General features: G+C 70.3%; 19 protein-coding genes and 1 pseudogene. All 20 read right to left on the bottom strand.

The window, feature by feature from the left end; all coding sequences use genetic code 11:
* Window positions 1-82: 82 nt before the first annotated feature.
* Window positions 83-1,519: a GTPase ObgE gene (gene obgE, locus GCN81_RS02800; protein WP_156721816.1), complete on the bottom strand. Its 1,437-nt coding sequence runs from the start codon at window positions 1,517-1,519 to the stop codon at window positions 83-85.
* Between the two features lie 117 nt (window positions 1,520-1,636).
* Window positions 1,637-1,894: a 50S ribosomal protein L27 gene (gene rpmA / locus GCN81_RS02795; protein WP_156721815.1), complete on the bottom strand. Its 258-nt coding sequence runs from the start codon at window positions 1,892-1,894 to the stop codon at window positions 1,637-1,639.
* A 14-nt stretch (window positions 1,895-1,908) separates the two neighbouring features.
* The gene (rplU, locus tag GCN81_RS02790) at window positions 1,909-2,229 is read right to left on the bottom strand and encodes a 50S ribosomal protein L21 (protein WP_156721814.1); all 321 of its coding nucleotides are present in this window, start codon (window positions 2,227-2,229) and stop codon (window positions 1,909-1,911) included.
* Between the two features lie 250 nt (window positions 2,230-2,479).
* Window positions 2,480-6,985, bottom strand: coding sequence for an Rne/Rng family ribonuclease (locus tag GCN81_RS02785; RefSeq protein WP_156721813.1), 4,506 nt, complete (start codon window positions 6,983-6,985; stop codon window positions 2,480-2,482).
* A 275-nt stretch (window positions 6,986-7,260) separates the two neighbouring features.
* Complete coding sequence (locus tag GCN81_RS02780; RefSeq protein ID WP_156721812.1) at window positions 7,261-8,028, bottom strand: TIGR03936 family radical SAM-associated protein; 768 nt, start codon at window positions 8,026-8,028, stop codon at window positions 7,261-7,263.
* A 46-nt stretch (window positions 8,029-8,074) separates the two neighbouring features.
* Window positions 8,075-9,355 (bottom strand): hypothetical protein, encoded by a 1,281-nt coding sequence (locus GCN81_RS02775; protein ID WP_156721811.1) that lies wholly within the window; start codon window positions 9,353-9,355, stop codon window positions 8,075-8,077.
* 60 nt (window positions 9,356-9,415) lie between these two features.
* Window positions 9,416-9,826 carry a hypothetical protein gene (locus tag GCN81_RS02770; protein ID WP_156721810.1) on the bottom strand — a complete coding sequence of 137 codons (411 nt, stop codon included), beginning with the start codon at window positions 9,824-9,826 and terminating at the stop codon, window positions 9,416-9,418.
* Between the two features lie 375 nt (window positions 9,827-10,201).
* Window positions 10,202-10,423 (bottom strand): DUF7848 domain-containing protein, encoded by a 222-nt coding sequence (locus GCN81_RS02765; protein WP_197287449.1) that lies wholly within the window; start codon window positions 10,421-10,423, stop codon window positions 10,202-10,204.
* Between the two features lie 295 nt (window positions 10,424-10,718).
* Window positions 10,719-11,552 (bottom strand): helix-turn-helix domain-containing protein, encoded by an 834-nt coding sequence (locus GCN81_RS02760; RefSeq protein ID WP_156721809.1) that lies wholly within the window; start codon window positions 11,550-11,552, stop codon window positions 10,719-10,721.
* Complete coding sequence (locus GCN81_RS02755) at window positions 11,549-12,046, bottom strand: DUF6879 family protein (RefSeq protein WP_156721808.1); 498 nt, start codon at window positions 12,044-12,046, stop codon at window positions 11,549-11,551. Before GCN81_RS02755 ends, GCN81_RS02760 begins: the two co-directional genes overlap by 4 nt.
* Window positions 12,030-12,240, bottom strand: a pseudogene (locus tag GCN81_RS32145) (hypothetical protein). The gene GCN81_RS02755 and the pseudogene GCN81_RS32145 overlap by 17 nt, the downstream one beginning before the upstream one ends.
* 334 nt (window positions 12,241-12,574) lie before the next feature.
* Complete coding sequence (locus tag GCN81_RS02745; RefSeq protein ID WP_156721807.1) at window positions 12,575-14,500, bottom strand: TIGR03960 family B12-binding radical SAM protein; 1,926 nt, start codon at window positions 14,498-14,500, stop codon at window positions 12,575-12,577.
* Window positions 14,501-14,559: 59 nt separating this feature from the next.
* On the bottom strand, window positions 14,560-16,158 hold the full coding sequence (locus GCN81_RS02740) for a CYTH and CHAD domain-containing protein (RefSeq protein WP_156721806.1): 1,599 nt from the start codon (window positions 16,156-16,158) through the stop codon (window positions 14,560-14,562).
* A 77-nt stretch (window positions 16,159-16,235) separates the two neighbouring features.
* Window positions 16,236-17,426 carry a rod shape-determining protein RodA gene (gene rodA / locus GCN81_RS02735; protein ID WP_156721805.1) on the bottom strand — a complete coding sequence of 397 codons (1,191 nt, stop codon included), beginning with the start codon at window positions 17,424-17,426 and terminating at the stop codon, window positions 16,236-16,238.
* Window positions 17,426-19,723 (bottom strand): penicillin-binding protein 2, encoded by a 2,298-nt coding sequence (gene mrdA / locus GCN81_RS02730; RefSeq protein ID WP_156721804.1) that lies wholly within the window; start codon window positions 19,721-19,723, stop codon window positions 17,426-17,428. Before mrdA ends, rodA begins: the two co-directional genes overlap by 1 nt.
* Before the next feature lie 57 nt (window positions 19,724-19,780).
* Window positions 19,781-20,452, bottom strand: coding sequence for a rod shape-determining protein MreD (gene mreD, locus GCN81_RS02725; protein ID WP_156721803.1), 672 nt, complete (start codon window positions 20,450-20,452; stop codon window positions 19,781-19,783).
* Between the two features lie 6 nt (window positions 20,453-20,458).
* On the bottom strand, window positions 20,459-21,412 hold the full coding sequence (mreC, locus tag GCN81_RS02720) for a rod shape-determining protein MreC (RefSeq protein WP_156721802.1): 954 nt from the start codon (window positions 21,410-21,412) through the stop codon (window positions 20,459-20,461).
* A 144-nt stretch (window positions 21,413-21,556) separates the two neighbouring features.
* Window positions 21,557-22,576, bottom strand: coding sequence for a rod shape-determining protein (locus GCN81_RS02715; protein ID WP_052580008.1), 1,020 nt, complete (start codon window positions 22,574-22,576; stop codon window positions 21,557-21,559).
* A 334-nt stretch (window positions 22,577-22,910) separates the two neighbouring features.
* Window positions 22,911-23,324: a nucleoside-diphosphate kinase gene (gene ndk / locus GCN81_RS02710; RefSeq protein WP_156721801.1), complete on the bottom strand. Its 414-nt coding sequence runs from the start codon at window positions 23,322-23,324 to the stop codon at window positions 22,911-22,913.
* A gap of 96 nt (window positions 23,325-23,420) precedes the next feature.
* Window positions 23,421-23,771 (bottom strand): DUF4233 domain-containing protein, encoded by a 351-nt coding sequence (locus tag GCN81_RS02705; RefSeq protein WP_156721800.1) that lies wholly within the window; start codon window positions 23,769-23,771, stop codon window positions 23,421-23,423.
* Window positions 23,772-23,773 lie beyond the last annotated feature (2 nt).

Genomic DNA, 23,773 nt, shown 5'->3' with positions numbered 1-23,773 from the left:
CTCCCGGAACAACTCCGGGAGCCCTTCGGCGTTGTGGCGGACCAGGCGTCGAACCGCCCGGCCGCCGAGGTCGGACAGGACCTCAGAACGGCTTGAACTCGTCGTACTCCTGCTCGGCCTCGTCGCGTTCGGCCTGCTTGTCGCGGCGGCGCTGGGTCGCCGGGCGCGGGGCGTCCAGGCGGTGGTCCTCGCCGCGGCGGCCGAGCATCTCGGCGCCTGCCAGGACGGTGGGCTCCCAGTCGAAGACGACCGCGTTGTCCTCGGGGCCGATGGCCACGGCGTCGCCCGCGCGGGCCCCGGCCTTGCGCAGCTCGTCCTCGACACCGAGGCGGCTGAGGCGGTCGGCGAGGTAGCCGACGGCCTCGTCGTTGTTGAAGTCGGTCTGCCGAATCCAGCGTTCGGGCTTCTCACCCCGTACGCGGTAGGTGCCGTCCGCCTCCAGGGTGACGGTGAAGCCGGAGTCGTCCACGGCCTTCGGCCGGATGACGATCCGGGTCGCCTCCTCCTTGGGCTTGGCGGCACGGGACGCGGAGATCTGCTCGGCGAGGGCGAAGGAAAGCTCCTTCAGGCCCATGTGCGCGACCGCGGACACCTCGAAGACGCGGTAGCCCCGGGCCTCGAGGTCCGGGCGGACCATCTCGGCGAGGTCCTTGCCGTCCGGTACGTCGATCTTGTTGAGGACGACGAAACGGGGACGGTCCTCAAGGCCGCCGTACTGCGCCAGCTCCGCCTCGATCATGTCGAGGTCGGAGAGCGGATCGCGGTCGGACTCGAGGGTCGCGGTGTCCAGGATGTGCACCAGCACGGAGCAGCGCTCGACATGGCGCAGGAACTCCAGGCCCAGCCCCTTGCCCTGGCTGGCGCCCGGGATCAGGCCCGGCACGTCGGCGATGGTGTAGACGGTCGAACCGGCCGTCACCACACCGAGGTTCGGCACCAGGGTGGTGAAGGGGTAGTCGGCGATCTTCGGCTTGGCGGCGGACAGGACCGAGATCAGCGACGACTTGCCCGCGCTCGGGTAGCCGACCAGGGCCACGTCGGCGACCGTCTTCAGCTCCAGGACGATGTCACCGGCCTGGCCGGGCACGCCGAGCAACGCGAAGCCGGGCGCCTTGCGGCGGGCCGAGGCCAGCGCGGCGTTGCCGAGTCCGCCCCGGCCGCCCTGGGCCGCGACGTACGAGGTGCCCTGGCCGACCAGGTCCGCGAGGACGTTGCCCTGCCGGTCGAGGATGACCGTGCCGTCCGGGACGGGCAGGACCAGGTCCTGGCCATCCTTGCCGGAGCGGTTGCCACCCGCGCCCGGCTGGCCGTTGGTGGCCTTGCGGTACGGGCTGTGGTGGTAGTCGAGCAGCGTGGTGATCGACTGGTCGACCACCAGGGTGACGTCGCCGCCACGGCCGCCGTTGCCGCCGTCCGGGCCGCCGAGCGGCTTGAACTTCTCCCGGTGTACGGAGGCACAGCCGTGGCCTCCGCTACCCGCGGCGACATGCAGCTCGACGCGGTCCACGAAGGTGGTCATGGGGTGCCTCCAGAATTACGTGCGGAATGTCTTACTCGTAACACGCGAAAGGCGGACCCGCTTCCCGCAAGGGGAAGTGAGGTCCGCCTCCGCTGAATTCGTTCTAACGAACCGAGATTACTCGGCGACCGGAACGATGTTCACGACCTTGCGGCCACGGTGGGTACCGAACTCCACCGCGCCGGCGGCCAGCGCGAACAGCGTGTCGTCCTTGCCGCGGCCGACCTCGACGCCGGGGTGGAAGTGGGTGCCACGCTGGCGGACGATGATCTCACCGGCGTTGACGAGCTGACCGCCGAAGCGCTTCACTCCGAGCCGCTGAGCATTGGAATCGCGACCGTTCCGAGTGGACGATGCGCCCTTCTTGTGTGCCATGTCTCCTCAGTCCCTTACTTCGCAGCCGCGGGGATCTCAGTGACCTTGATCGCCGTGTACTGCTGGCGGTGGCCCTGACGACGGCGGTAGCCGGTCTTGTTCTTGTAGCGAAGGATGTCGATCTTCGCGCCCTTGTGGTGGTCCACGATCTCAGCCTGGACCTTGATGCCGGCCAGCACCCACGGGTCGCTGGTCACGGACTCGCCGTCAACAACGAGCAGGGTAGAGAGCTCTACCGTGTCGCCAACCTGGGCGGTGGAAATCTTGTCAACCTCAACGATGTCGCCGACAGCAACCTTGTGCTGGCGACCACCGCTGCGCACGATGGCGTACACGCGGATCTCTCTTTCGCTCGGAACGGGACCCCTGATGCCAGCCACTCACACGGGCCCCGAGGGGTCCGATGATCCGGATTGGACAAGCGGCCTCTCCCGCGCGAGCGGGAGGGAGATGCTCAGAGGTTGGCGTCGCAACTAAACAGACGCCGACGGTCTAGATTACGGGGCCTGCCCTGAAAGGGTCAAACCAGCCCCCGCCAGCCCGCTCCCGGCCCCAGTCCGTGGACCAGGGCCGGAAGCGGGGCTGTCAGGCCCCGTCGGGGGGCGTGGCGGATGCGGAGACGGACGGCGTGGCCTGCTGCTCCGCCGCCGAGGTCTTCTTGGCCGCCGTCTTCTTGGTGGCGGCCTTCTTGGCCGTCGTCTTCTTCGCCACGGTCTTGGCCGCGGTCTTCTTGGCCGTCGCCGTGGCCGCCGTCTTCTTGGTGGCGGCCTTCTTGGCGGTGGCCTTCTTGGCCGACTTGCGGGCGGCGGCCTTCTTGGCGGGGGCGGCCTCGGTGGGCTCCCCAGCCTCCGTGGGCTCCGCGGCCTCGGTGGGCTCCGCGGCCTCGGTGGGCTCCGCGGCCTCCGTGGTCGGCGCGGCCTCCTCAGGGGAGACCGAGGGGACCACGACCACGGCCGCCTCCGCCGAAGCGGTCGGCGCAGCCGCCTTGCGGACGGCGCGCCTGCGCGGGCGCGGCGGGGCCGCTTCCTGGACGGCCTCGGTCACCGGCTGCGCGGCCACGGGCTCCGCGACCGGTTCGACGACCTCGGCCTTGACCTCGGCAGGGGCCTCGGCCACCGGCTCGGCGGACGCCTTGGGCGACCCGGCGGGCGCGGACGCCTTCCGGACGGCCCTACGGCGGCCTCGCGCCGGGGGAGCCGCTTCCTCGACGCCCTCGACAGCCGGAGCGGCCTCGACGACGGCCGGAGCGGGCTCGACGACGGCCGGAGCGGGCTCGGGAGCCTCGGGGGCCTCCGGGACCTGCGGCGCCTCCACGACGGCCTCAGGGGCCGTCACGGCAGTGGCCTCAGCCTGCTCCGCGCTCGCCTTCGGCGCACCCGCGGGCGCGGACGCCTTACGGGAAGCCCGGCGACGGGAACGCGGCGCCGCCTCGGCGGCAACACGCTCGGCGGCGGGCTCCGCGACAGGGGCCTCGGCCTCAGCCGCGACCTCCACCGGAGCCTCGACGCGCGGCGCCTCGGTGGCCACCGGCGGCTCGGCCGCCACCTTGGCCGGACCCGCCGGAGCCGACGCCTTGCGGCTGACCCTGCGCCGGGAGCGGCCACGGCCCGCCGCGGCCTCCGCCTCGGCCCGGCTGCTGTACAGCTCCTCATCCGGAACGAACTCCGGCTCCGGCAGCTTCGCGGGCGCCGCGGCCTCAGCCGCGACCTCCGCCTCGGTCTCGGTCTCGACCTCCGGCTCAGCACCGGTCTCCGGCGCGGCGGCGGCCTCGCCACCCCGGCCGCGCTTCTTGGCGCGCTTGCCACCGCCGCCACCGACAACGGCCGGCTGCTCCATGTGGACGATGACGCCACGGCCGTTGCAGTGCACGCAGGTCTCGGAGAAGGACTCAAGGAGCCCCTGCCCGACCCGCTTACGGGTCATCTGGACCAGACCCAGCGAGGTGACCTCGGCGACCTGGTGCTTCGTACGGTCCCTGCCCAGGCATTCGAGCAGGCGACGCATCACCAGATCGCGGTTGGACTCCAGCACCATGTCGATGAAGTCGATGACGACGATGCCGCCCAGGTCGCGCAGCCGCAGCTGGCGCACGATCTCCTCGGCCGCCTCCAGGTTGTTCCTGGTAACGGTCTCCTCGAGGTTGCCGCCCTGGCCGGTGAACTTGCCGGTGTTGACGTCGACGACGATCATCGCCTCGGTCTTGTCGATCACCAGCGAGCCGCCGCTGGGCAGCCAGACCTTACGATCCAGGGCCTTCATCAGCTGCTCGTCGATGCGGTACGTCGCGAAGACGTCCACCTCGCTGGTCCACTTGGACAGCCGGTCCACCAGGTCGGGCGCGACGTGGTTGACGTAGCCGTGGATGGTGTCCCAGGCCTCGGTGCCGCTGACGATGACCTTGGAGAAGTCCTCGTTGAAGATGTCCCGGACCACGCGGACGGTCATGTCCGGCTCGCCATAGAGCAGGCTCGGCGAGCTGGTGGAGATCTGCTGGGACTTCTTCTGGATGTCCTCCCACTGCGCCTGGAGCCGCTCGACGTCTCGGCGCAGCTCGTCCTCGCTGGCCCCTTCGGCGGCAGTGCGCACGATCACGCCCGCGTCCTCGGGGACGATCTTCTTGAGGATGGACTTCAGCCGGGACCGCTCGGTGTCCGGGAGCTTGCGGCTGATGCCGGTCATCGAGCCCTCGGGCACGTACACCAGGTAGCGGCCGGGGAGGGAGACCTGGCTGGTCAGCCGGGCGCCCTTGTGGCCGATCGGGTCCTTGGTGACCTGGACCAAAACGGACTGTCCTGACTTGAGGGCGGACTCGATACGGCGCGGCCCGTTGGCCATGCCGAGCGCCTCGAAGTTGACCTCGCCCGCGTACAGGACGGCGTTGCGGCCCTTGCCGATGTCGATGAAGGCGGCCTCCATCGACGGCAGGACGTTCTGCACCTTGCCCAGGTAGACGTTGCCAACGTACGACGTCGACTGCTCCTTGTTGACGTAGTGCTCGACGAGGACGTTGTCCTCCAGGACGCCGATCTGGGTGCGCTCGCCGCTCTGGCGGACGACCATCACGCGCTCGACGGCCTCGCGGCGCGCCAGGAACTCCGCCTCGGTGATGATCGGCACCCTGCGGCGGCCCTGCTCGCGGCCTTCGCGGCGGCGCTGCTTCTTGGCCTCCAGACGGGTCGAGCCCTTGATGGACTGGACCTCGTCGGACGGCGCGCTCGGCTCGTCCTTCTTGCGCGGCTCGCGGACCTTGACGACCGTGCGCTCCGGGTCGCCGTCGCCCGGCTCGGCCTCGGGGCCCGAGTCACCCGCGCGACGACGGCGGCGACGGCGACGACGGCTGCTGGAGCCGGAATCCCCCCGCTCGGAACGCTCGTCCTCGGCGTCCTGCTCAGCCTGCTCGGCGGAGTCCGCGGCGTCTTCCTCGCCCCGCTCGGCGGCCGTCCGGTCGTTGGTTCCCTCGTCCGACTCGCCGGACTCGGCGTCGCTGTCGGTGGACTCGCCACGGCGACGGCGACGGCCGCCGCGACGACGACGGCGGCCCGGCCGCTCGCCCTGTCCTTCGCCGTCCTCGGTCTCGGCCCCGGCCTCGTGCTCGGCTTCGGCGGCCTCCTCCTCGGCCTCGGCGGGTTCCTGCGGCGGCGCGGTCACGGCAGCGGCCACCGGCTCGGAGGCCTGCTCACCGCGACGGCGGCGACGACGGCCGCGGCCCACGGGCTCCTCCGGCGCGACCTCCGCGGTGGCGACGTCCTCTTCCTCGTCCTCGGCCTCGACCGGCTCGGCGGCCGCGGCGGCGGCGGTCTCCGGCGTCTGGAACATGGGCTCGGTGAACACCGGCGCCTGGAACATGGCGACAGCGGGGCGCTTGGGGCGACGCCGCGACCCGGTAGCGGCCTCGGCCTGTTCCTGAGCCGCCGGCTCCTGCTCCTGCTCCGGCTCGGGGGCGCTGGTGGTCCCGACCGGCGCGGTGAAGATCTCCGCGGCCTTACGGGTCGCACGACGCCGACCCCGACGCGGACCCGCGTCGGCGGCGGGCTCTTCGGCGGGGGCCTCGGGCTGCGCGGCCTCGGGCTCGGGCTCGGCGGCGGGTGCCTTGGCCTGGGGCTCGGCCTCGGCGGGCTGGGTGGACTGCGCGGGCGCTCCCGCGGGAGCGGTCGCCTTGCGGGTGGCGCGACGCCGCGTACGGCCGCGCGGCGCGGCCTCCTCGACGGAGCCCTCGGAGGGCTCCTCGGACGCGGCACCGGCGACAGCCGACTCGTTCTCAGCGGCGGCCACGGCAGGCTCCTCGGTCTCGGACTGCACGGGTGCCCCAACGGGGGCGGTGACCTTACGGGTGGCGCGACGCCGCGTACGGCCGCGCGGCGCGGCCTCCTCGGCGGGGGTCTCGGCGGCGGGCGGCTCGGCCGCGTCGCTTTCAGCGGCGGCCACGGCGGGCTCCTCGGTCAGCGACTCGGTCTCGGGCTCGTTCCGCGCGGGCGCTCCGGCGGGGGCGCTCACCTTGCGGGTCGCACGACGGCGCGTACGCCCACGGGGCGCGGCCTCCTCAGCGGCCTCCTCGACGGAGGACTCGGGAGCGGCCTCAGCTGCGGCAGGCTCCACGGGCGCGGTCCGCGCGGGGGCGCCAGCGGGGGCGGTCGTCTTGCGGGTGGCACGACGCCGGGGCCTGCGCGGGGCGGCCTCCGGGGCGGGCTCAGCGGCGGCAGCGGGCTCGCCGCCGTCAGCCGTAGCGACACCGTCGTCAGCCGTACCGACAGACGTATCCACGTCGTCCGCGACGGCTCCCTCGGCGGGCTTGGGCGCCCCGGCGGGCGCGGCCGCACGGCGCGTCGCCCGTCGGCGAGGCCGCGGCGCGGCCTCCTCGGCGGCGGCGGGAGCCTCAGCGGCAGCCGCATCGACCGCTACTGGGTTCCCTGCGGCGGCGGAAGCGCCGGTGGTGGGTGGTATGGCCGCAGCACCGGTGTCCGCGGTGGCCCCCACGGGCGGACCCGCGGGGCGGGACGCGGCACGGCGGCGTCGGGGCGGCAGTTTGTCGCCTGGGGTGGTGCGATGATCCTCTGCTTCCCCGGTCATACCGGGGTCGTTCGGCTCGAGCATGCGGGCGGTTCTCCCGTCACGCTCCCGGGCGCCGCGCTGGTCCGGTGACGTCCGCGGCCAACCGCGCGATGCGCGGGACCGCCGTCCGGGGGCGCGGGCGCCGCACGGGAGCTCTCTGTGTCTAGTCTCGCCGGTTCCCTACGCGGTGTACGTACGGCCTGGCGAAAGTCTCCTGGGCAGTGCGCTGCCCGACCCAGGTGGCTCCCGAGTCAAAGGGCTGCGCTACGGCGACCGTCCCTACGCGGGACCTTCCGGCACCTGCGCTGCCGCGGCGGTCAGCCCGCCGTCCCCTGATCAACAGTGGGGGCGGCCGTGACTGCCTCGCGGTCGGGCGCGAGCGGGTCGGTCACCGTGCCGGTCTCTTCATCGAATGGCCCCTGCGCCAGCCTGGTCACCGCTACGGGGACCGGCGGCGCCAGGTCGGCCACAGCTCGGAGACCGGACAGGACGTCGTCGGGTCGTACGGCAGGCGTCACGTGCCGAACAACCAGCCGCAGTATCGCACAGGGCTGGTCCCCCGGCCTATCAGCCTGTGGACGGAGCGCCTCGGAGGCGTGGGCCTCAAGGCCCGCCACCGCGGCCCGCGCGTCGAAGGTCCGCATGCCGTTCTTCGCGCGTCGCTGGACCTCGACGGTCTCGGCGGCGAGGAACGCCGCGACGGCCTTCTCGGCGTCTTCCGGCGTGACACCGTCGAGCCTGAGCTCCCACACCGAGGCCTGCAGCCGGTCGGCGAGCCCCGAGACACGGGCCTCGACCGAATCGGTGACGTCCAGGCCGTCCGGCAGGGAGTCGTTGAGCAGCTCGCGCAGCTCGGCGGGGTCCCGTGGCGCGGTGAGGGCGATCTCCAGGTACTCGGCCTCGCTGCCGGTGCCGGTGGGTGCGGCGTTGGCGTACGACACCTTCGGGTGCGGGGTGAAGCCCGCGGAGTACGCCATGGGGACCTCGGCGCGGCGCAGCGCCCGCTCAAAGGCGCGCTGGAAGTCGCGGTGGCTGGTGAACCGGAGGCGGCCGCGCTTGGTGTAGCGCAGGCGGATGCGCTGCACCGCAGGTGCGGGCGGCGGGCCTTCGGGCTGTCGCTTGCCCAGTGTCTTAGTCCTTCGTGAGCTTTGTCAGTGCGGTGGTACCGCTACCTAGAGTACGTGCTTCGGCCAGGCCTGGTTCCCTGCGGGGCTTCGCCAGCCGGACCGGCTCCCGCGCTTCGCGCGCCGCCCCGAACAGCATCCGCCGGATGTCGGCCCTGGTCTCCCGCGCGCTCTCCCGGGCGGCGGTGAGCGCCTGCCGCGCGGCCCGTCCCGCGTCCTGACCGACCTGGCGCGCGACCCGGCCCGCGTCCCGCGCGGCCTGCGCGACGGGGCGCCACACGGTGTCGCGTACGGCATGCCCGACGGGCGTGAGTACGGACACGTACACCCACCGCGCCGGGTTCACGAACAGCCAGCGCAGCAGCCCGCCCAGTGCCCGCCCGACAGCCCGCGACACGTGCCCGGCGATCCGCCAGGCGTGCCCGAGCGCGTCCCCGATCTCCCGGGCCACGACCGCGACCCCCCGCCCGACGGGCACGAGCACCCGCCGCCACACGAACACCGCGGGAACCACCACGAGCACCCCGACCAGCAGCCCGATTCCGGTGCCGATCCCACTCGCCACCCACTCGACCCCCGCGCCAATCCCGCGCGCCGCCCACACGACCCCCGCGCCAATCCCGCGCGCCGCCCACACGACCCCCGCGCCAATCCCACGCGCTACCCACGCGATCCCGTGCCCCAGAGGCGTCAGCGCCCGCCGGTACAACCACACCGCGGGCACGGCCACCAGCACCCGCCCCAGCCACCCGAGCCCTGCCCCGGTCCCCCGCCCCAGCCACGCCAGCCCGTGCCCCAGAGGCGTCAGAACCCCCCGGTACAGCCACCCGGCCGGAACCACGAACAGATACCGCCCCAGCCACAGCCCAGCCGTCCCGATCCCGCGAGCCCCAGTACCGATCCCCCGCCCCAGCCACGCCAACCCGGCGCCGATCCCCCGCGCCAACCACACGAGCCCATGCCCGACCGGCGTCAGCACCTGCCCGTACAGCCACACCGCGGGAGCGACCACCAGCACCCGTCCCAGCCAGCCAAGACCACGCCCGAGCCCACGCCCGCCCGCCACCACCGGCCCGACGACCAGCGTCCACCAGCACCACTGAAGCGCCCGCCCCGTCGGCCGCAGCACCGTCCGCTGCGCGAACCGGCCGCAGACGACCAGCGCGTCCCACACCATCCGGCAGGGCACAACCAGCACCAGCACCACGATCCGCACCGGAATGCGCACGACCGTCGTCAGGCAACCTCCGCCCGCAGGCGGCTGACCAGGGCGCTTCTCAAGTTCCATAACCCACAAGACGCTTCAGCGCGGGGAAAGGATGCGCGCGGTTCTTACCCGCCGACCTGTTCAGTGGCTGGCGGTGCGGTTGAAGCTGGTGATATTGAGCTTGACGCCCTTAACGGTCTTGAGCGTCGTGGGGTACTCACCCCGGGCGGTCTGGCCGGGTTGCACGTCGGTCTCCAGTTGAGAACCGTTCGTCAGTCGAGTTCCGCTGGCGTCGACCGCCTCCCAGTCCCATGAGTAGTTGGACTTCTCGCTGCTGCTGTTCTTGAGCTCCCAAACGACCCAGATACTGGTGATACCGGCCTCTGAGCGATCGTCGAGCTGGAAGCTGGTGAGGTCCGCTCGTTCGCCCCGGGGTTCCTGCGTCGCCTCCTGCGGCGTCATGTCGGTGTTGGTCTCACCGGGCGCAGGAGTCGTGCTCTCGTCGCTATCCCCCAGCGCGATCACCAGCACAACCACGAGGATGACGATCACCGTGGCCAGGGCGCCGGCACACCCCCAGAGACAGGCACGACCCCACTGCTTCTTCTGTAGTGGCCCAGTGGGAGACGTCGGCTGCTCAGAAGAGGGACGACCACTACTCGGACTTCCCCACTGGGGCCCACCCGCAGGTGGCTCACTCCCCGGCATGTGCGCCTCCTCTTCAGCGGATACCGCCAAGCTAGGAAGCCAGAGGTCACCTCGCGCGCTGAGAGCAGCCACTCAGGCGAACGACACCGTCGCCGCAGGCGCTCTCTCCCAGGCTGTCAGCCCTCTGGGAGAGAGCGCCTGAGTCAGGCGCACAGCAGTTTCAGACAGGCCCCCGGCTACGTCGGGGCCGTTGTCGTACGTGGACGGACAACACCTGCCTTACTCCGCTCGCACCACCATGGCGAACGACGTACAGATCCGCCGAAAGCCGCGATGGTTGCTCAGGCCGGTATGGCTCATGCACTCGACGTCGACCGCCGCACTGTCCGGCGAAGGCTCCGCCTTCCACTCGCAGTGCAGGCACTCCGCTTCGAAAGTCACGTCCGTGTCCGGATGCCGCGTGATCCGGTGCGTCACGAACCGCAGGACCGCGCGCACCATCAGCGTCCCCCGTGCTTGCTCCGCAGGTGGGCACGGAGGGCCACGTTCGCATCTGAAACCTTCGAACAGTCGCCCACCGAGGTGGCGTTCACCCTGCTCACCGCGAGGCCGAGGCACTCACGACAACCCGACACCGGGTCCGGAGGTGGAGACGGAAGGGACAGGTGTACGGGCCCCGACATGGTGGTCTGCTCGCTGCTCATCTCGTACGCCTCCCGTGCGTTCTCCGATGGCACGGCATCCTTGCCCGCTGACCGGGAGCGATTCGAGGTTCAGTCGCGTACTGGACTAAAGATCAGGAACGGAACGCCGTCGCCCACTCGGCCAGCCGTTCCCGCGCGGCTTCGCCGAAGAGGGCGCGCTCGTCGTAACCAGCGAATTCATCGAGGTACATCCGGACGTCTCTCGGGTCGCGGAACACGATCACACCGGCGGTCGTCTCCACCGTGGCCAACCGTCCGTCGTACACCGTAAATGTGTTCAGCGGGCATCCAGGCAGGCGCGCCTCGATCGGGAGCACGCCAAGGCGCACGTTCGGCAGGTGGGTCAGCGAAGCCAGCCGGTCGAGCTGCACGGCCATGGCGTCCGAGGAGACGAACGGGGAGCGGGCCGCCTGCTCGGTCACGATGAAGGTGAACTTCTTCCGGCGGTCGTACAGGATCTCCTGCCGCTCCAGCTTCCTCGCCACGGCCTTGCCGTGGTCTCCGGGGATGTGAGCAAGGCTGGCCCTGATGTACTCCGGGGTCGAGAGCAGGGACGTGAGCATCGACGGCAGGAAGAACCGGAACTCCGTCGAAGACGCTTCGAGCCCAGCCAGCTCAAGCTGCTTCTTGTCCAGTCCCTTCCGCCGCATCGAGCGCGCGTCCTGCCACTCCGTCGCGGCGATGCGCGCCAGTGCGGACACCTCCGCGACCAAGGCCGGCGGAGCGTCCAAGGCCCTGAGGATGCGCTCTATGTCCACCAGGGACGGGCGCACCTTCCCGCTCTCGATCCGGCTCACCTTCGACTGCGACATGTTGCAGCGCGCGGCGAGCCGGTCCCCGGAGAGACCGGCCTGCTTCCGCAGCTTGCGCAGTGTCGCGGCGAGTTCCTGGGAGGACCGGCCGAGCTGCTCGGGCTCGAACGTCACTCGGTCACGTACTCCAAGAACGGGACCGATTCCGCGATGGCGATGCGCTGGTACGCGAGGAACGGGGCGGGGTCGCCCTCGTACAGCTCCCGCTCGATCTGCGTACCGTCGGCCTCGTACTTCATGAGGACGACCGTCGAGCGGTCGAACATCCAGAAGTCCTGGACATCGGGGAGCGGGTTCGGCCGGTCGGTGATGTCGAGGATGCGGATGTCTTCCCCTGCCGGGGCCTGGTGCTGGTAGTAGCGCTCGAACTCGAACCGCAGGTAGTCCGTGAGGGGTCGGGTGACGATGTGGACGCGGCCCACGTTGCGGGTGCGGACCATGGCCATCCACGCGCCCTCGTACGGGCCGGGGAAGCGGGCCCCCGCCTTGAAGGCGGCGAACTCTTCCGCTTCCTGCGGTACGAGGTACTGAGGCAGGGTCTCAAGGCGCCAGGCTTCGGTCCTGAACGTCCTGAACTTGTCCGCCCAGGCTTCACCATCCAAGAGCATGGACGGCCTCCCTCAGGACTTCCTCGGGGATCTCCACGAGCCCTTCCCCGGCGGGCGGGATGAAAGCGGTGGAGACATCGCCCTGGACGACGAACGAGCCGGATGCGGTGCGGTAGACGTTCGGGCAGTCACCCTGTCCGCAGTCGCCCCCCCTCGGTGTTGCCGGTGAGCCGTGTGAGTTCTTCGCGGGCCATGCTGAACCCCCTCCTACGAGCCCTCTACGGGCCGGTCGCCACGACCGTACGAGCGGGGCGGAGGTGGCGTCCATGCGGAAACGCGACTATGCGCGTTGTCGCATAAACAGGACCCCAGAAACGCCGAGAGGCGCCCGGACCGGATCGCCCGAACGCCTCTCTCTACGCCCCTACACCCACTCGAACGCCGAGACGATGCCCGGGTCCCGCCGAGGGGCGGGGAGCCTGCTCGAGCTCCTTCACGCCGAGCCCTCGCAGGGCTTCGGCGCGGTCCGCCTCGGGTGCGTCGGCAAGCGGCCAGCCATCCTCTGGATGGCATCGCCGCTGGTCACGGCTACTTGTTGACCGTGAGCGGCAGCAACTTCCTGCCCGTCGGGCCGATCTGGATCTGCGTGTCCATCTGCGGACACACGCCACAGTCGAAGCACGGCGTCCAGCGGCAGTCCTCGACCTCGGTCTCGTCCAGGGCGTCCTGCCAGTCCTCCCAGAGCCAGTCCTTGTCCAGGCCGGAGTCCAGGTGGTCCCAGGGCAGGACCTCCTCGTACGAGCGCTCGCGGGTGGTGTACCAGTCGACGTCCACGCCGAACTGCGGGAGCGTCTTCTCGGCGCACGCGATCCAGCGGTCGTAGCTGAAGTGCTCGCGCCAGCCGTCGAAGCGGCCGCCGTCCTCGTACACGGCGCGGATGACCGAGGCGACGCGGCGGTCGCCTCGGGAGAGCAGGCCCTCGATGATGCCGGGCTTGCCGTCGTGGTAGCGGAAGCCGATGGAGCGGCCGTACTTCTTGTCGCCGCGGATCTTGTCGCGGAGCTTGGCCAGGCGGGCGTCGGTCTCCTCGGAGGAGAGCTGCGGGGCCCACTGGAAGGGGGTGTGCGGCTTGGGGACGAAGCCGCCGATGGAGACCGTGCAGCGGATGTCGTTCTTGCCGGAGACCTCGCGGCCCTTCTGGATGACCTTGGTCGCCATGTCGGCGATCTGCAGGACGTCGTCGTCGGTCTCGGTGGGCAGGCCGCACATGAAGTACAGCTTCACCTGGCGCCAGCCGTTGCCGTAGGCCGTGGAGACGGTGCGGATCAGGTCCTCTTCGGACACCATCTTGTTGATGACCTTGCGCATGCGCTCGGAGCCGCCCTCGGGGGCGAAGGTCAGTCCGGAGCGGCGGCCGTTGCGGGTCAGTTCGTTGGCGAGGTCGACGTTGAAGGCGTCCACGCGGGTGGAGGGCAGCGAGAGGCCGATCTTGTCTTCCTCGTACCGGTCCGCGAGGCCCTTGGCGACGTCGGCGATCTCGGAGTGGTCGGCCGAGGAGAGGGAGAGCAGGCCCACCTCTTCGAAGCCGGTCGCCTTCAGGCCCTTGTCGACCATGTCGCCGATGCCAGTGATCGAGCGCTCGCGCACCGGGCGGGTGATCATGCCCGCCTGGCAGAAGCGGCAGCCGCGCGTACAGCCGCGGAAGATCTCCACGGACATCCGCTCGTGCACGGTCTCGGCGAGCGGGACCAGCGGCTGCTTGGGGTAGGGCCACTCGTCCAGGTCCATGACGGTGTGCTTGGAGACCCGCCACGGGACGCCGGACTTGTTGGGTACGACGCGGCCGATGCGGCCGTCCGGGAGGTACTCGACGTCGTAGAAGCCGGGGACGTACACGCCGCCGGTCTTGGCGAGGCGGAAGAGGACCTCCTCGCGGCCGCCGGGGCGGCCCTCCGACTTCCAGGCCCGGATGATCTCGGTGATCTCCAGTACGGCCTGCTCGCCGTCACCGATCACCGCGCAGTCGATGAAGTCCGCGATCGTCTCGGGGTTGAAGGCGGCGTGGCCTCCGGCGAGCACGATCGGGTCGTCCAGGCCGCGGTCCTTGGCCTCCAGCGGGATGCCCGCGAGGTCCAGGGCGGTGAGCATGTTGGTGTAGCCGAGCTCGGTGGAGAAGGAGAGCCCGAAGACGTCGAAGGCCTTGACGGGGCGGTGGCTGTCCACGGTGAACTGCGGGACCTGGTGCTCGCGCATCAGCTCTTCGAGGTCCGGCCAGACGCTGTAGGTGCGCTCGGCGAGTACGCCCTCGCGCTCGTTGAGTACCTCGTAGAGGATCATGACGCCCTGGTTGGGCAGTCCGACCTCGTACGCGTCCGGGTACATGAGCGCCCAGCGGACGTCACAGCTTTCCCACGGCTTGACGGTGGAGTTGAGCTCTCCGCCTACGTACTGGATGGGCTTCTGCACATGCGGGAGCAGAGCCTCGAGCTGAGGAAAGACGGACTCGACAGGCATCGCGAACCTTCATGAGCTGGCAGGGGTGACCCTCAAGCCTAACCTGCTTTGCGAACGTGTCAGCCCGCTCGAAGATCAGCGGCGTAGGAGGGGTGCTGGCCTGGGCTCTTGGCGGGAAGCTGGTCCTCGTACGCGGCTGCCTTGTGCTCTTCGCGGCCGTACAGGACGCCGTACGTGAAGGAGCTCTCGCCCGCCGCGTGGGCCTGGGCGGCCAGGTCACGCAGGGCGCCGCGGACCATGACGCTGTCCTGGTGCTCGCCGAGCAGGTTCTGCAGGTCCTTCATGTAGCGGACGAGTCTCTTGGCGGGCTTGCCGAGCGCGGGGGTCGCCGCCTCGGCCGCGTACCGGGTGCGCTTGGCCTTCTTGCGGGCCTCATGCATCGCGAGGTCGCGGGCTTCGGTCGCGGGTGGGGCGTCCAGGGCCTCCTGGACGTGTGCGGAGAGGCGCTTGTAGTCGCGCAGTACGGCCTTGGCGATGACGGCGGCGGGGGGCTTGGCCGCGGCGGGGCGCAGCGGGGGCGCGTCGAGCAGGGCGTCCAGGGTGTCGAGCAGCGCGAGGTACCGCTTGCTGTCGAGTACGGCGACGAGGTGGCGGCGCGAACCGGAGCGGCGGGCGGCGCTCCAGGTGCGCAGGCGGCCGCGTACCGGGCCGCTGATCAGGGTTCTGGGCAGTTCGGTCAGGCCCTGCTGGATGCGCTCGGTGAGCACCTCGCGGTCCCGGTCGACGCCGAGTTCGGCGGCCAGCCACTTGAGTTCGTCGCCGATGGGGTCCGTGACGGCCCGGTCGATGACCTTGCGGTACGAGCGGAAGGCGCTGCGCATACGACGGGTGGCGACCCGCATCTGGTGCACGGAGTCGGGGAGATCGCGGCGGGCAGCGGGGTCGAGTTCGACGAGGGCGTCGCGCTGGGTGCGGAGGTAGGCGAGGACGTGGTCTCCGGCGGTCGGGGGGCCGTCGTCCTTCGCCTTGTCCTTTGCCTCCGCCTTCGCCTTCGCCTTGCTGCCTGACTTCGTGCCGGACTCGTCCGCGGCCGCCTCGGTCCCCTCCGGTGCCGTGTCGGCCAGTGCCCTGGCCAGCTTCGACGCCCAGGCCGATGGGCGCAGACCCGCCTTGAGGAGCTTCTTCTCGACCTTGTCCAGCAGGGCCGGGTCGCCGCCGTCCGCCAGCTCCACCTCGATCTCGGTCCACTCCGATGTGCCGCCACCGTCGGTGAGCCGCTCGGCGCGCACCGCGTCCACGCTGAGCTCGGCCAGCAGGGCGCCGTCCGCGTCCACGAGATGGCGTACGTCGCGGGAGGAGATCAGCCGGACCACCGGGACCAGCTCCGCTTCCCTGACGACGGCCCGGACGAGCCCGGCGAGCGTGCGCGGCACGGTGTCGGAGAGCGGGGCCCGGATCTCGTCCCGTACGCCGGTGGCGACCGGAAGTTTCAGGTGCCAGCCCGCGTCGTCGCCGCCGGTGCGGCGGCGCAGGGTGCGGCTGGCCGCCGCGAGCCTGAGGTCGGCCGTGTCGTAGTAGGTCGCGTCGAGTTCGGCGACGCCCTCGTCGACGACGGCCGACACTCCGGCGACCTTGGTCAGGTCGGGGAGGTTGGTGCCCTCGGCCGCTGCTGAGGAACCCTCGTACTTTCGCTCGATCTCGCGCTTCGTCTCCGCCATAAATCGAATTTAGTCGCGAAGTCGTCTGCTGGGCAGACCGCCTCCGCTGACCGCCTCCGCAGACCGTCCGCACGGACCTACGCGGACAGCGGGCGTTGGATCTTTATCGACTGGAGCAGGCCGATGGCCATCCACACGGCGAACATCGCCGTACCGCCGTACGACACGAAGGGCAGCGGCAGCCCGGACACCGGCATGATGCCCAGGGCCATCCCGATGTTCTGGAAGGTCTGGAAGGCGAACCAGGCGATGATTCCGGCGGCGACGATGGTGCTGTAGAGCTCGGTGGTGGCGCGGGCGATGCGGCAGGCCCGCCAGAGCACCACGCCGAAGAGCAGGATGATCAGTCCGGCGCCGAGGAAGCCGAGTTCCTCGCCCGCGACGGTGAAGACGAAGTCGGTCTGCTGCTCGGGGACGAACTGGCCGGTGGTCTGGCTGCCCTGGAAGAGGCCGGTGCCGGTCAGGCCGCCGGAGCCGATCGCGATGCGCGCCTGGTTGGTGTTGTAGCCGACGCCCGCCGGGTCGAGAGCGGGGTTGGCGAAGGCCGCGAAGCGGTTGATCTGGTACTCGTCGAGTACGCCGAGCTGCCAGACGGCGACGGCACCCCCCGCGCCCGCGCCGAGCAGTCCGAGCACCCAGCGGTTGGAGGCTCCGGAGCCGAGCAGTACGCCGAGGATGATCACCGCGAGCACCATGACGGTGCCGAGGTCCGGCATCAGCATGATGATCACGATCGGTACCACCGCCAGGGCGAGGGCCTGGGCGACGGTGCGGTGGTCGGGGTAGGTGCGGTCGCCCGCGTCCACCCGGGCGGCGAGCAGCATCGCCATCCCCAGGATCACCGTGATCTTGACGAACTCGGACGGCTGGAGCGAGAACCCGGCGATCACCAGCCAGGAGCGGGCGCCGTTGATGGTGGCGCCCATCGGGGTGAGGACGAGCAGCATCAGGAAGACGGAGAGGCCGTAGAGCACGGGCAGGGCGGTGCGCAGCGCGCGGTGCCCGATCCAGAGCATGCCGATCATGAGGGCGACGCCGATGCCGGTGTTCATCGCGTGCCGGGTGAGGAAGAAGTACGGGTCACCCTGGTTGAGCTCGGTGCGGTTGCGGGTGGCCGAGTAGACCAGGACCGTACCGATCAGGGAGAGGGCGAGCGCGGACACCAGCAGCGGCCAGTCGAGCCTGCGGACGACGGAGTCGCGGGCCAGCAGCTTGGAGAGGCCGACCCGGTCGGGGCCGTATCCGGATACGGAGAAGCCGCTGGTCATCAGGGCTGCCTTCCGGTGACCGGGGCTCCGGCCGGGGGCAGTCCGGCCGGTGGCGCTCCGCCCGGCGCTCCGCCGAGCCCGCCGACTCCGGGCGATCCACCGACTCCAGGTGATCCGCCGAATCCGGGAGGTCCGGCCGTGAACACTTCCTCCTCGCCTGCCGGGTCGTCCACGGGGTCTTCTTCCTTCAGGGGCTCGTACGGCCTGACCTTGGGCGCGTGGATCGAGCCGTCCGAGTCGATCTTGGGCAGCTTCTTCTGGGGCTTGGGCAGCAGGGCCTTCTTGAGGCTTTGCTTGCCGTTCTCGTCGAGGCCGTACATGGCGTTGTAGATGTTGCGGACGGCCGGTCCGGATGCGCCGGAGCCGGTGCCCGCCTGGGAGATCGTCATGACGACCGTGAAGTCTTTGGTGTAGGTCGCGAGCCAGGAGGTGGTCTGCTTGCCGTAGACCTGGGCGGTGCCGGTCTTGGCGTGCATCGGGATCTTGTCGTGTGGCCAGCCGCCGAACCGCCAGGAAGCGGTGCCCTGGGTCGCCACGTCCCTCAGCGCGCCGTTCAGCTGCTTGATGGTCTTGGCCCCTATCGGCAGCTTGCCGTGCGAGGTGGGCTTGATCTCGGTGATCTTCTTGCCGTCGGGGCTGATGACGGCCTTGCCGACGGTGGGGTCGTACAGCGTGCCGCCGTTGCTGATGGCCGCGTAGGCGGTGGCCATCTGGATGGGGGTGACCAGGATGTCGCCCTGGCCGATGGCGTAGTTGACGCTGTCACCGGCCCGCAGCCGGTTGCCTTCGAGGCAGTTCTCGTACGCGATCCGCTCGGCGTAGTCGCCGCGCCGCTTGCCCTGCTTGCACCAGGCGTCCTTGTTGGCCTGCCAGTAGTCCTTCTTCCACTGGCGGTCCGGGATGCGCCCGGTGACTTCGTTCGGCAGGTCGATGCCGGTCTCCGCGCCGAGCCCGAAGTCGCGCGCGGTCTTGTAGAACCAGTCGTTGGCGCCCTTCTTCGGCTTGATGCCGCCGTCGCGCTGCCACTCCTTGTGGCCGAGCGCGTAGAAGACGGTGTTGCAGGAGACTTCCAGGGCCCGGCCGAGGCTGATCGGTCCGTACCCCTTGGACTCGAAGTTGGCGAAGCTCTGGCCGCCGAGGCTGTACGAGCTGGAGCAGTTGTAGCGGCCGTTGAACGGGTATCCGGCCCGGACGGCGGCGCTCGCGGAGACCACCTTGAAGATGGACCCGGGTGCGGCCTGGCCCTGGATGGCGCGGTTGAGCAGCGGGTTGTTGGACTTCTCGCCGGTGAGCTTGGCGTAGTCCTTGCCGGAGATCCCGCCGACCCAGGCGTTGGGGTCGTAGTCCGGGGCGGAGGCCATGGCCACCACCCGGCCGGTCTTGGACTCCATGACGACCACGGCGCCCGAGTCCGCCTCGTACTTACGACCGGTGATCTTGTCGGTCTGGGTACGAGCGAGCTTCATCGCCTGGTTGAGCTCGTACTCGGCGACGCGCTGGACGTGGGCGTCGATGCTGGTCACGACGTTGGAGCCGGGCCGGGCTGGGTCGCTCTGGGTCTGGTCCATGACGCGGCCCAGCTTGTCGACCTCGTAGGCGGTCACGCCTGCCTTGCCGCGCAGCTGCTTGTCGTAGGTGCGCTCGAGTCCGGAGCGGCCGACCTGGTCGGAGCGCAGATAGGGGGACTCGCTGTCCTTGGCGGCCTGGATCTCGTCGTCGGTGACGGGCGAGAGGTAGCCGAGCACCTGGGCGGTGTTGGCCTTGCCGGGTGCGGTGTAGCGGCGTACGGCGGTGGGCTCGGCGGTGATGCCGGGGAAGTCCTCGGCGCGTTCGCGGATCTGCAGGGCCTGCTTGGGGGTGGCCTCGTCGGTGATCGGGATGGGCTGGTACGGGGAGCCGTTCCAGCAGGGCTGCGGTGTTTCGGCGTTGCAGAGGCGGACCTTGTCGGCGACGTCCTTGGGCTTCATACCGAGGACCTCGGCGAGCCGGGTGAGCACAGCGTCGCCGTCGTCCCGCATCTTCATCAGGTCAGTTCGGGACGCGGAGACGACGAGGCGGGTTTCGTTGTCGGCGAGCGGGACGCCACGGGCGTCCAGGATGGAGCCGCGCACGGCGGGGGTGACGACGCGTTGGACGTGGTTGCCGCTGGCCTCGCTGGCGTACTCGTCGCCGTTGCGGATCTGTAGGTACCAGAGGCGGCCGCCGAGAGTGAGGAGCAGCGACAGAACCAGGATCTGGATCATGATGAGCCGGATCTGGACGCGGGGGGTCCTGCCGGTCTCGGGAATATTGGTCACGTCTGCCCCCTGGTCAGTCGGTCGCGGCGGCGTGGTTCGTCGGCCGGATCGTCGTCGTCACAGCCGCTTGACCCCCTTGATGCGTCCGGCGCGTGCCGCCTTGGTTTTGGCCATCTTGGTGCGCAGCCCGCCGCGCTGGCCGCCGATGCTCAGTCCGGTGCCGCCGGAGAGCCAGCCGGAGGAGACGTCGCTGGCCTGGCCGCTGCCGCCGGTCTCGCCGAGCGGGTCGTTGTCGGCCCGTCTGGCCAGCGCCATCACGCCGGGGACGACGAACGGCGCGAGCAGCAGGTCGTAGAGGGCGGCGGTGAACAGCAGGTTGCCGAGGCCCACATGGTGGGCGGCGGTGTCGCCGACGAGGGTGCCGACACCGGCGTAGAGGAGCGTCGCGCCGACCGCCGCGCCGACGACGACGATTAGTGGCCCGGTGGCGGAGCGGACCTGGCCCTTCTCGGGCTTGACCAGTCCGGCGAGGTAGCCGATGACGCAGAGCACCAGGGCGTAGCGGCCCGCGGCGTGCTCGGCGGGCGGCGCGAGGTCGGCGAGCAGTCCGGCGCCGAAGCCGATCAGGGCGCCGCTGACATGGCCGTAGACCAGGGCGAGGCCAAGGACGGTGAGCAGCAGCAGGTCGGGGACGGCGCCCGGCAGGTGCAGTCGGGCGAGGATGGTGACCTGGACGACCAGCGCGACGGTCACCAGGGTGGTGGCCAGGAGCATCCGGTTGAAACGCATCTGCTGCTACTCCTGCTCGTATCCGTCGGCGGGCCCGTCTGCGGGGGCGTCTTCCGACGGAGTGACCGTGACGGTCACGGTCGGGGTCGGCTTCGGCTTGGGCGGCTCCGGGAGGACCTTGTCGCGGGGGTCCTTGCGGGGCGCTTCGACGACGACTCCGACGATGTCCAGCTGGGAGAAGGCGACGTAGGGCTTCACGTAGACGGTGCGGGTGAGGTCGCCGCCTGAGGGGTCGACGCGGACGATCTCGCCGAGCGGGACGCCGGGGACGAACGGCTTGTCGGCCTGCGAGCCGAAGGTGACCATCCGGTCGCCCGCCTTGACCTTGGCCTTGCCGTTGAGCATCTGTACGGCGAGGGCGCGGTCGCCGCGTCCGGTGGCGAAGCCGAGTTCGTCGTTGCCTTCCATCCGGGTGCCGACGGTGAAGCCGGGGTCGCTGGCGAGCAGGACCGTGGCGGTGGACGGGCCGACCGTGGTGACCCTGCCGACCAGGCCGTCGCCGTTCAGGACGGTCATGTCGCGGGTGATGCCGTCGCGTGCCCCGGCGTCGATGGTGACGGTCCAGGAGAAGCCCTGGCTCGCCCCTATGGCGATGACCTCGGCGCCCTTGATCGCGTACTGGCCCGCGCCCGCCTTCTTGAGCATGTTGTCGAGCTGGCGGACCCGGCTGCGGTTGCGGTCGTCGCTGCCCAGTTTGGCCTTGAGCGCCGCGTTCTCGCGTTCGAGTTCGCTGATGCGGCTGTGCCGGTCGTCGGAGTCACGTACCGCCGCTATGGCGTTGCCGACCGGGTCGACGGCTCCGGCCACGCCGTTCTGTACGGGTCCGAAGACCGTCGCGGCGGCTTTGCGGGCACCCTCGACCGGAGACTCCTCACCGCCTCTGATGTCCACCGTGATCAGTGCGAACGCGATGGCGATCAGCAGCACCAGGAGCAGCCGACTCTCTCGTGTGTCCCTCACAGTGCGGCGGCCGTGCCTTCCTCATCGGAATGGGTGGGTAATGCCCTCTATATCACCCGGGGTTGCCTGGCGATGTCGGCAGCAACGATCCGCCGTACGGAAAGGCGGGCCCGTACGGCGGATGCGTGATCTTACTGTGCCGCGTCACCGTCGCGGCGACGCGTCCAGCACCTGCTGGAGCGCCTCGAACTCCTCGACGCACTTGCCGGAACCGAGGGCCACGGAGTCCAGCGGGTCCTCGGCGATGTGGATCGGCATGCCGGTCTCGCGGCGCAGCCGCTCGTCCAGTCCGCGCAGCAGGGCGCCGCCGCCGGTGAGCACGATGCCGCGGTCCATGACGTCGCCGGAGAGTTCGGGCGGGCACTTGTCGAGGGTCGTCTTGACCGCGTCCACGATCGCGTTGACCGGCTCCTCGATGGCCTTGCGGACCTCGGCCGCGGAGATCACGACCGTCTTGGGCAGTCCGCTGACGAGGTCGCGGCCGCGGATCTCGGTGTGCTCGTCCTTGTCCATGTCGTACGCGGAACCGATGGTGATCTTGATTTGTTCGGCGGTGCGCTCGCCGAGGAGCAGCGAGTACTCCTTCTTGATGTGCTGGATGATCGCGTTGTCCAGTTCGTCGCCCGCGACGCGGATGGACTGCGCGGTGACGATGCCGCCGAGCGAGATCACGGCGACCTCGGTGGTGCCGCCGCCGATGTCCACCACCATGTTGCCGGTGGCCTCGTGGACCGGCAGCCCGGAGCCGATGGCCGCGGCCATGGGCTCCTCGATGATGTGCACCTGGCGGGCACCGGCCTGGGTGGAGGCCTCGATGACGGCGCGGCGTTCGACTCCGGTGATCCCGGAGGGTACGCAGACGACGACGCGCGGCCGGGCGAGGTACCGGCGCTTGTGGATCTTGAGGATGAAGTAGCGGAGCATCCGCTCGGTGATCTCGAAGTCGGCGATGACGCCGTCCTTCAGCGGGCGGACCGCGACGATGTTGCCCGGCGTACGGCCGATCATCTTCTTCGCCTCGGCGCCGACCGCGAGGATGCCGCCCGTGTTGGTGTTGATGGCCACCACGGACGGTTCGTTGAGTACGATTCCCCGGCCTCTGACGTACACCAGCGTGTTGGCGGTCCCAAGGTCGACAGCCATGTCACGGCCGATGAACGACATAGTGGTTCCCATCAGGTGCTCTGGCCTTCCCAAGTGGAGCGTCGATGGCTGGTTGGGGGGCAAGTTGGGTGTAGGGGTGAAGGGTCCCCATCGTAGTCGCGCCCTGGTGAACGCGACCTGAAGGGTCTTCGCCATTGTCAGCAGATGAATCGCCGTCCCGCTAATGGAGACGTGCCGATGGAAGGATGCGTTCCCCCAATCGGCTTGCCTATGTCTAAAGGGCGGCCACCGAGTGGGCGACCGCCCGGGCCCGTGGACCCGCCGCACTGACAGGCCGTCAGAAAGAAGCCGGCAAGACGTCAGCGAGAGGTCAGCGGGAAGGCCAGCGAGAGGTTCAGAAGGAGCCGGGGAAGAAGATCTTCAGCTCGCGCTCGGCGGACTCCTCGGAGTCCGAGGCGTGGATCAGGTTCTCCCGGACAATCGTGCCGTAGTCACCGCGGATGGAGCCGGGCGCTGCGGCGATCGGGTCGGTCGGTCCGGTCAGCGTCCGTACGCCCTCGACGACCCGCTCCCCCTCGACAACCATCGCGACGACCGGGCCGGACAGCATGAACTCGACCAGCGGCTCGTAGAACGGGCGGCCGACGTGCTCGGCGTAGTGCGTCTCCAGGGTGGCCCGGTCCAGGGTGCGCAGCTCCAGCGCGGTGATGCGCCAGTCCGCCTTCCGCTCGATGCGACTGACGATCTCGCCGACCAGTGCGCGACGGACCGCGTCCGGCTTGAGGAGGACGAGAGTGCGCTGAGTCATGGTGTGCGGCTCCTTGCAGGCCAAAGGGTGTGCGGTTGCCCTGAGGCTACCGGGTGCCCCGCGGCAGGCGGCACCCGGTACCGAGGCCCGTACCGCCTACGCCTGAGCCTGTTCCCCCTCCTGCGCCGCGAAGCGTGCCTTCGCCTCGTCGATCCTGCGGCCGAAATGCACCGAAGCCCACCACAGGCCCGCGAAGCAGGCCCCGAGGAAGAACATCGTCGGGATGACGAAGCCGCTGGCGATCAGGGCGATCTGCAAAGCCCAACCCAGCTGGACCCCTCCGGGGCGGGTGATCATTCCGCACAGCAGCAGGCACAGCGCCATCGCCGTACCGGACACCGCCCAGACCGTGGAGGTGGCCAGATCCGGGTCCTTGATGGCGACCAGCGCCGCGAAACCGATGACGAACAGCTCGCCGATCAGCGTGGAAGCACAGAGCGTACGCATCG

Source organism: Streptomyces apocyni, from assembly GCF_009739465.1.
GTDB classification, from domain to species: Bacteria; Actinomycetota; Actinomycetes; order Streptomycetales; family Streptomycetaceae; genus Streptomyces; species Streptomyces apocyni.
The sequence above is the reverse complement of the archived record's forward strand: the minus strand, read 5'-3'. Positions and strand labels throughout refer to the sequence as shown.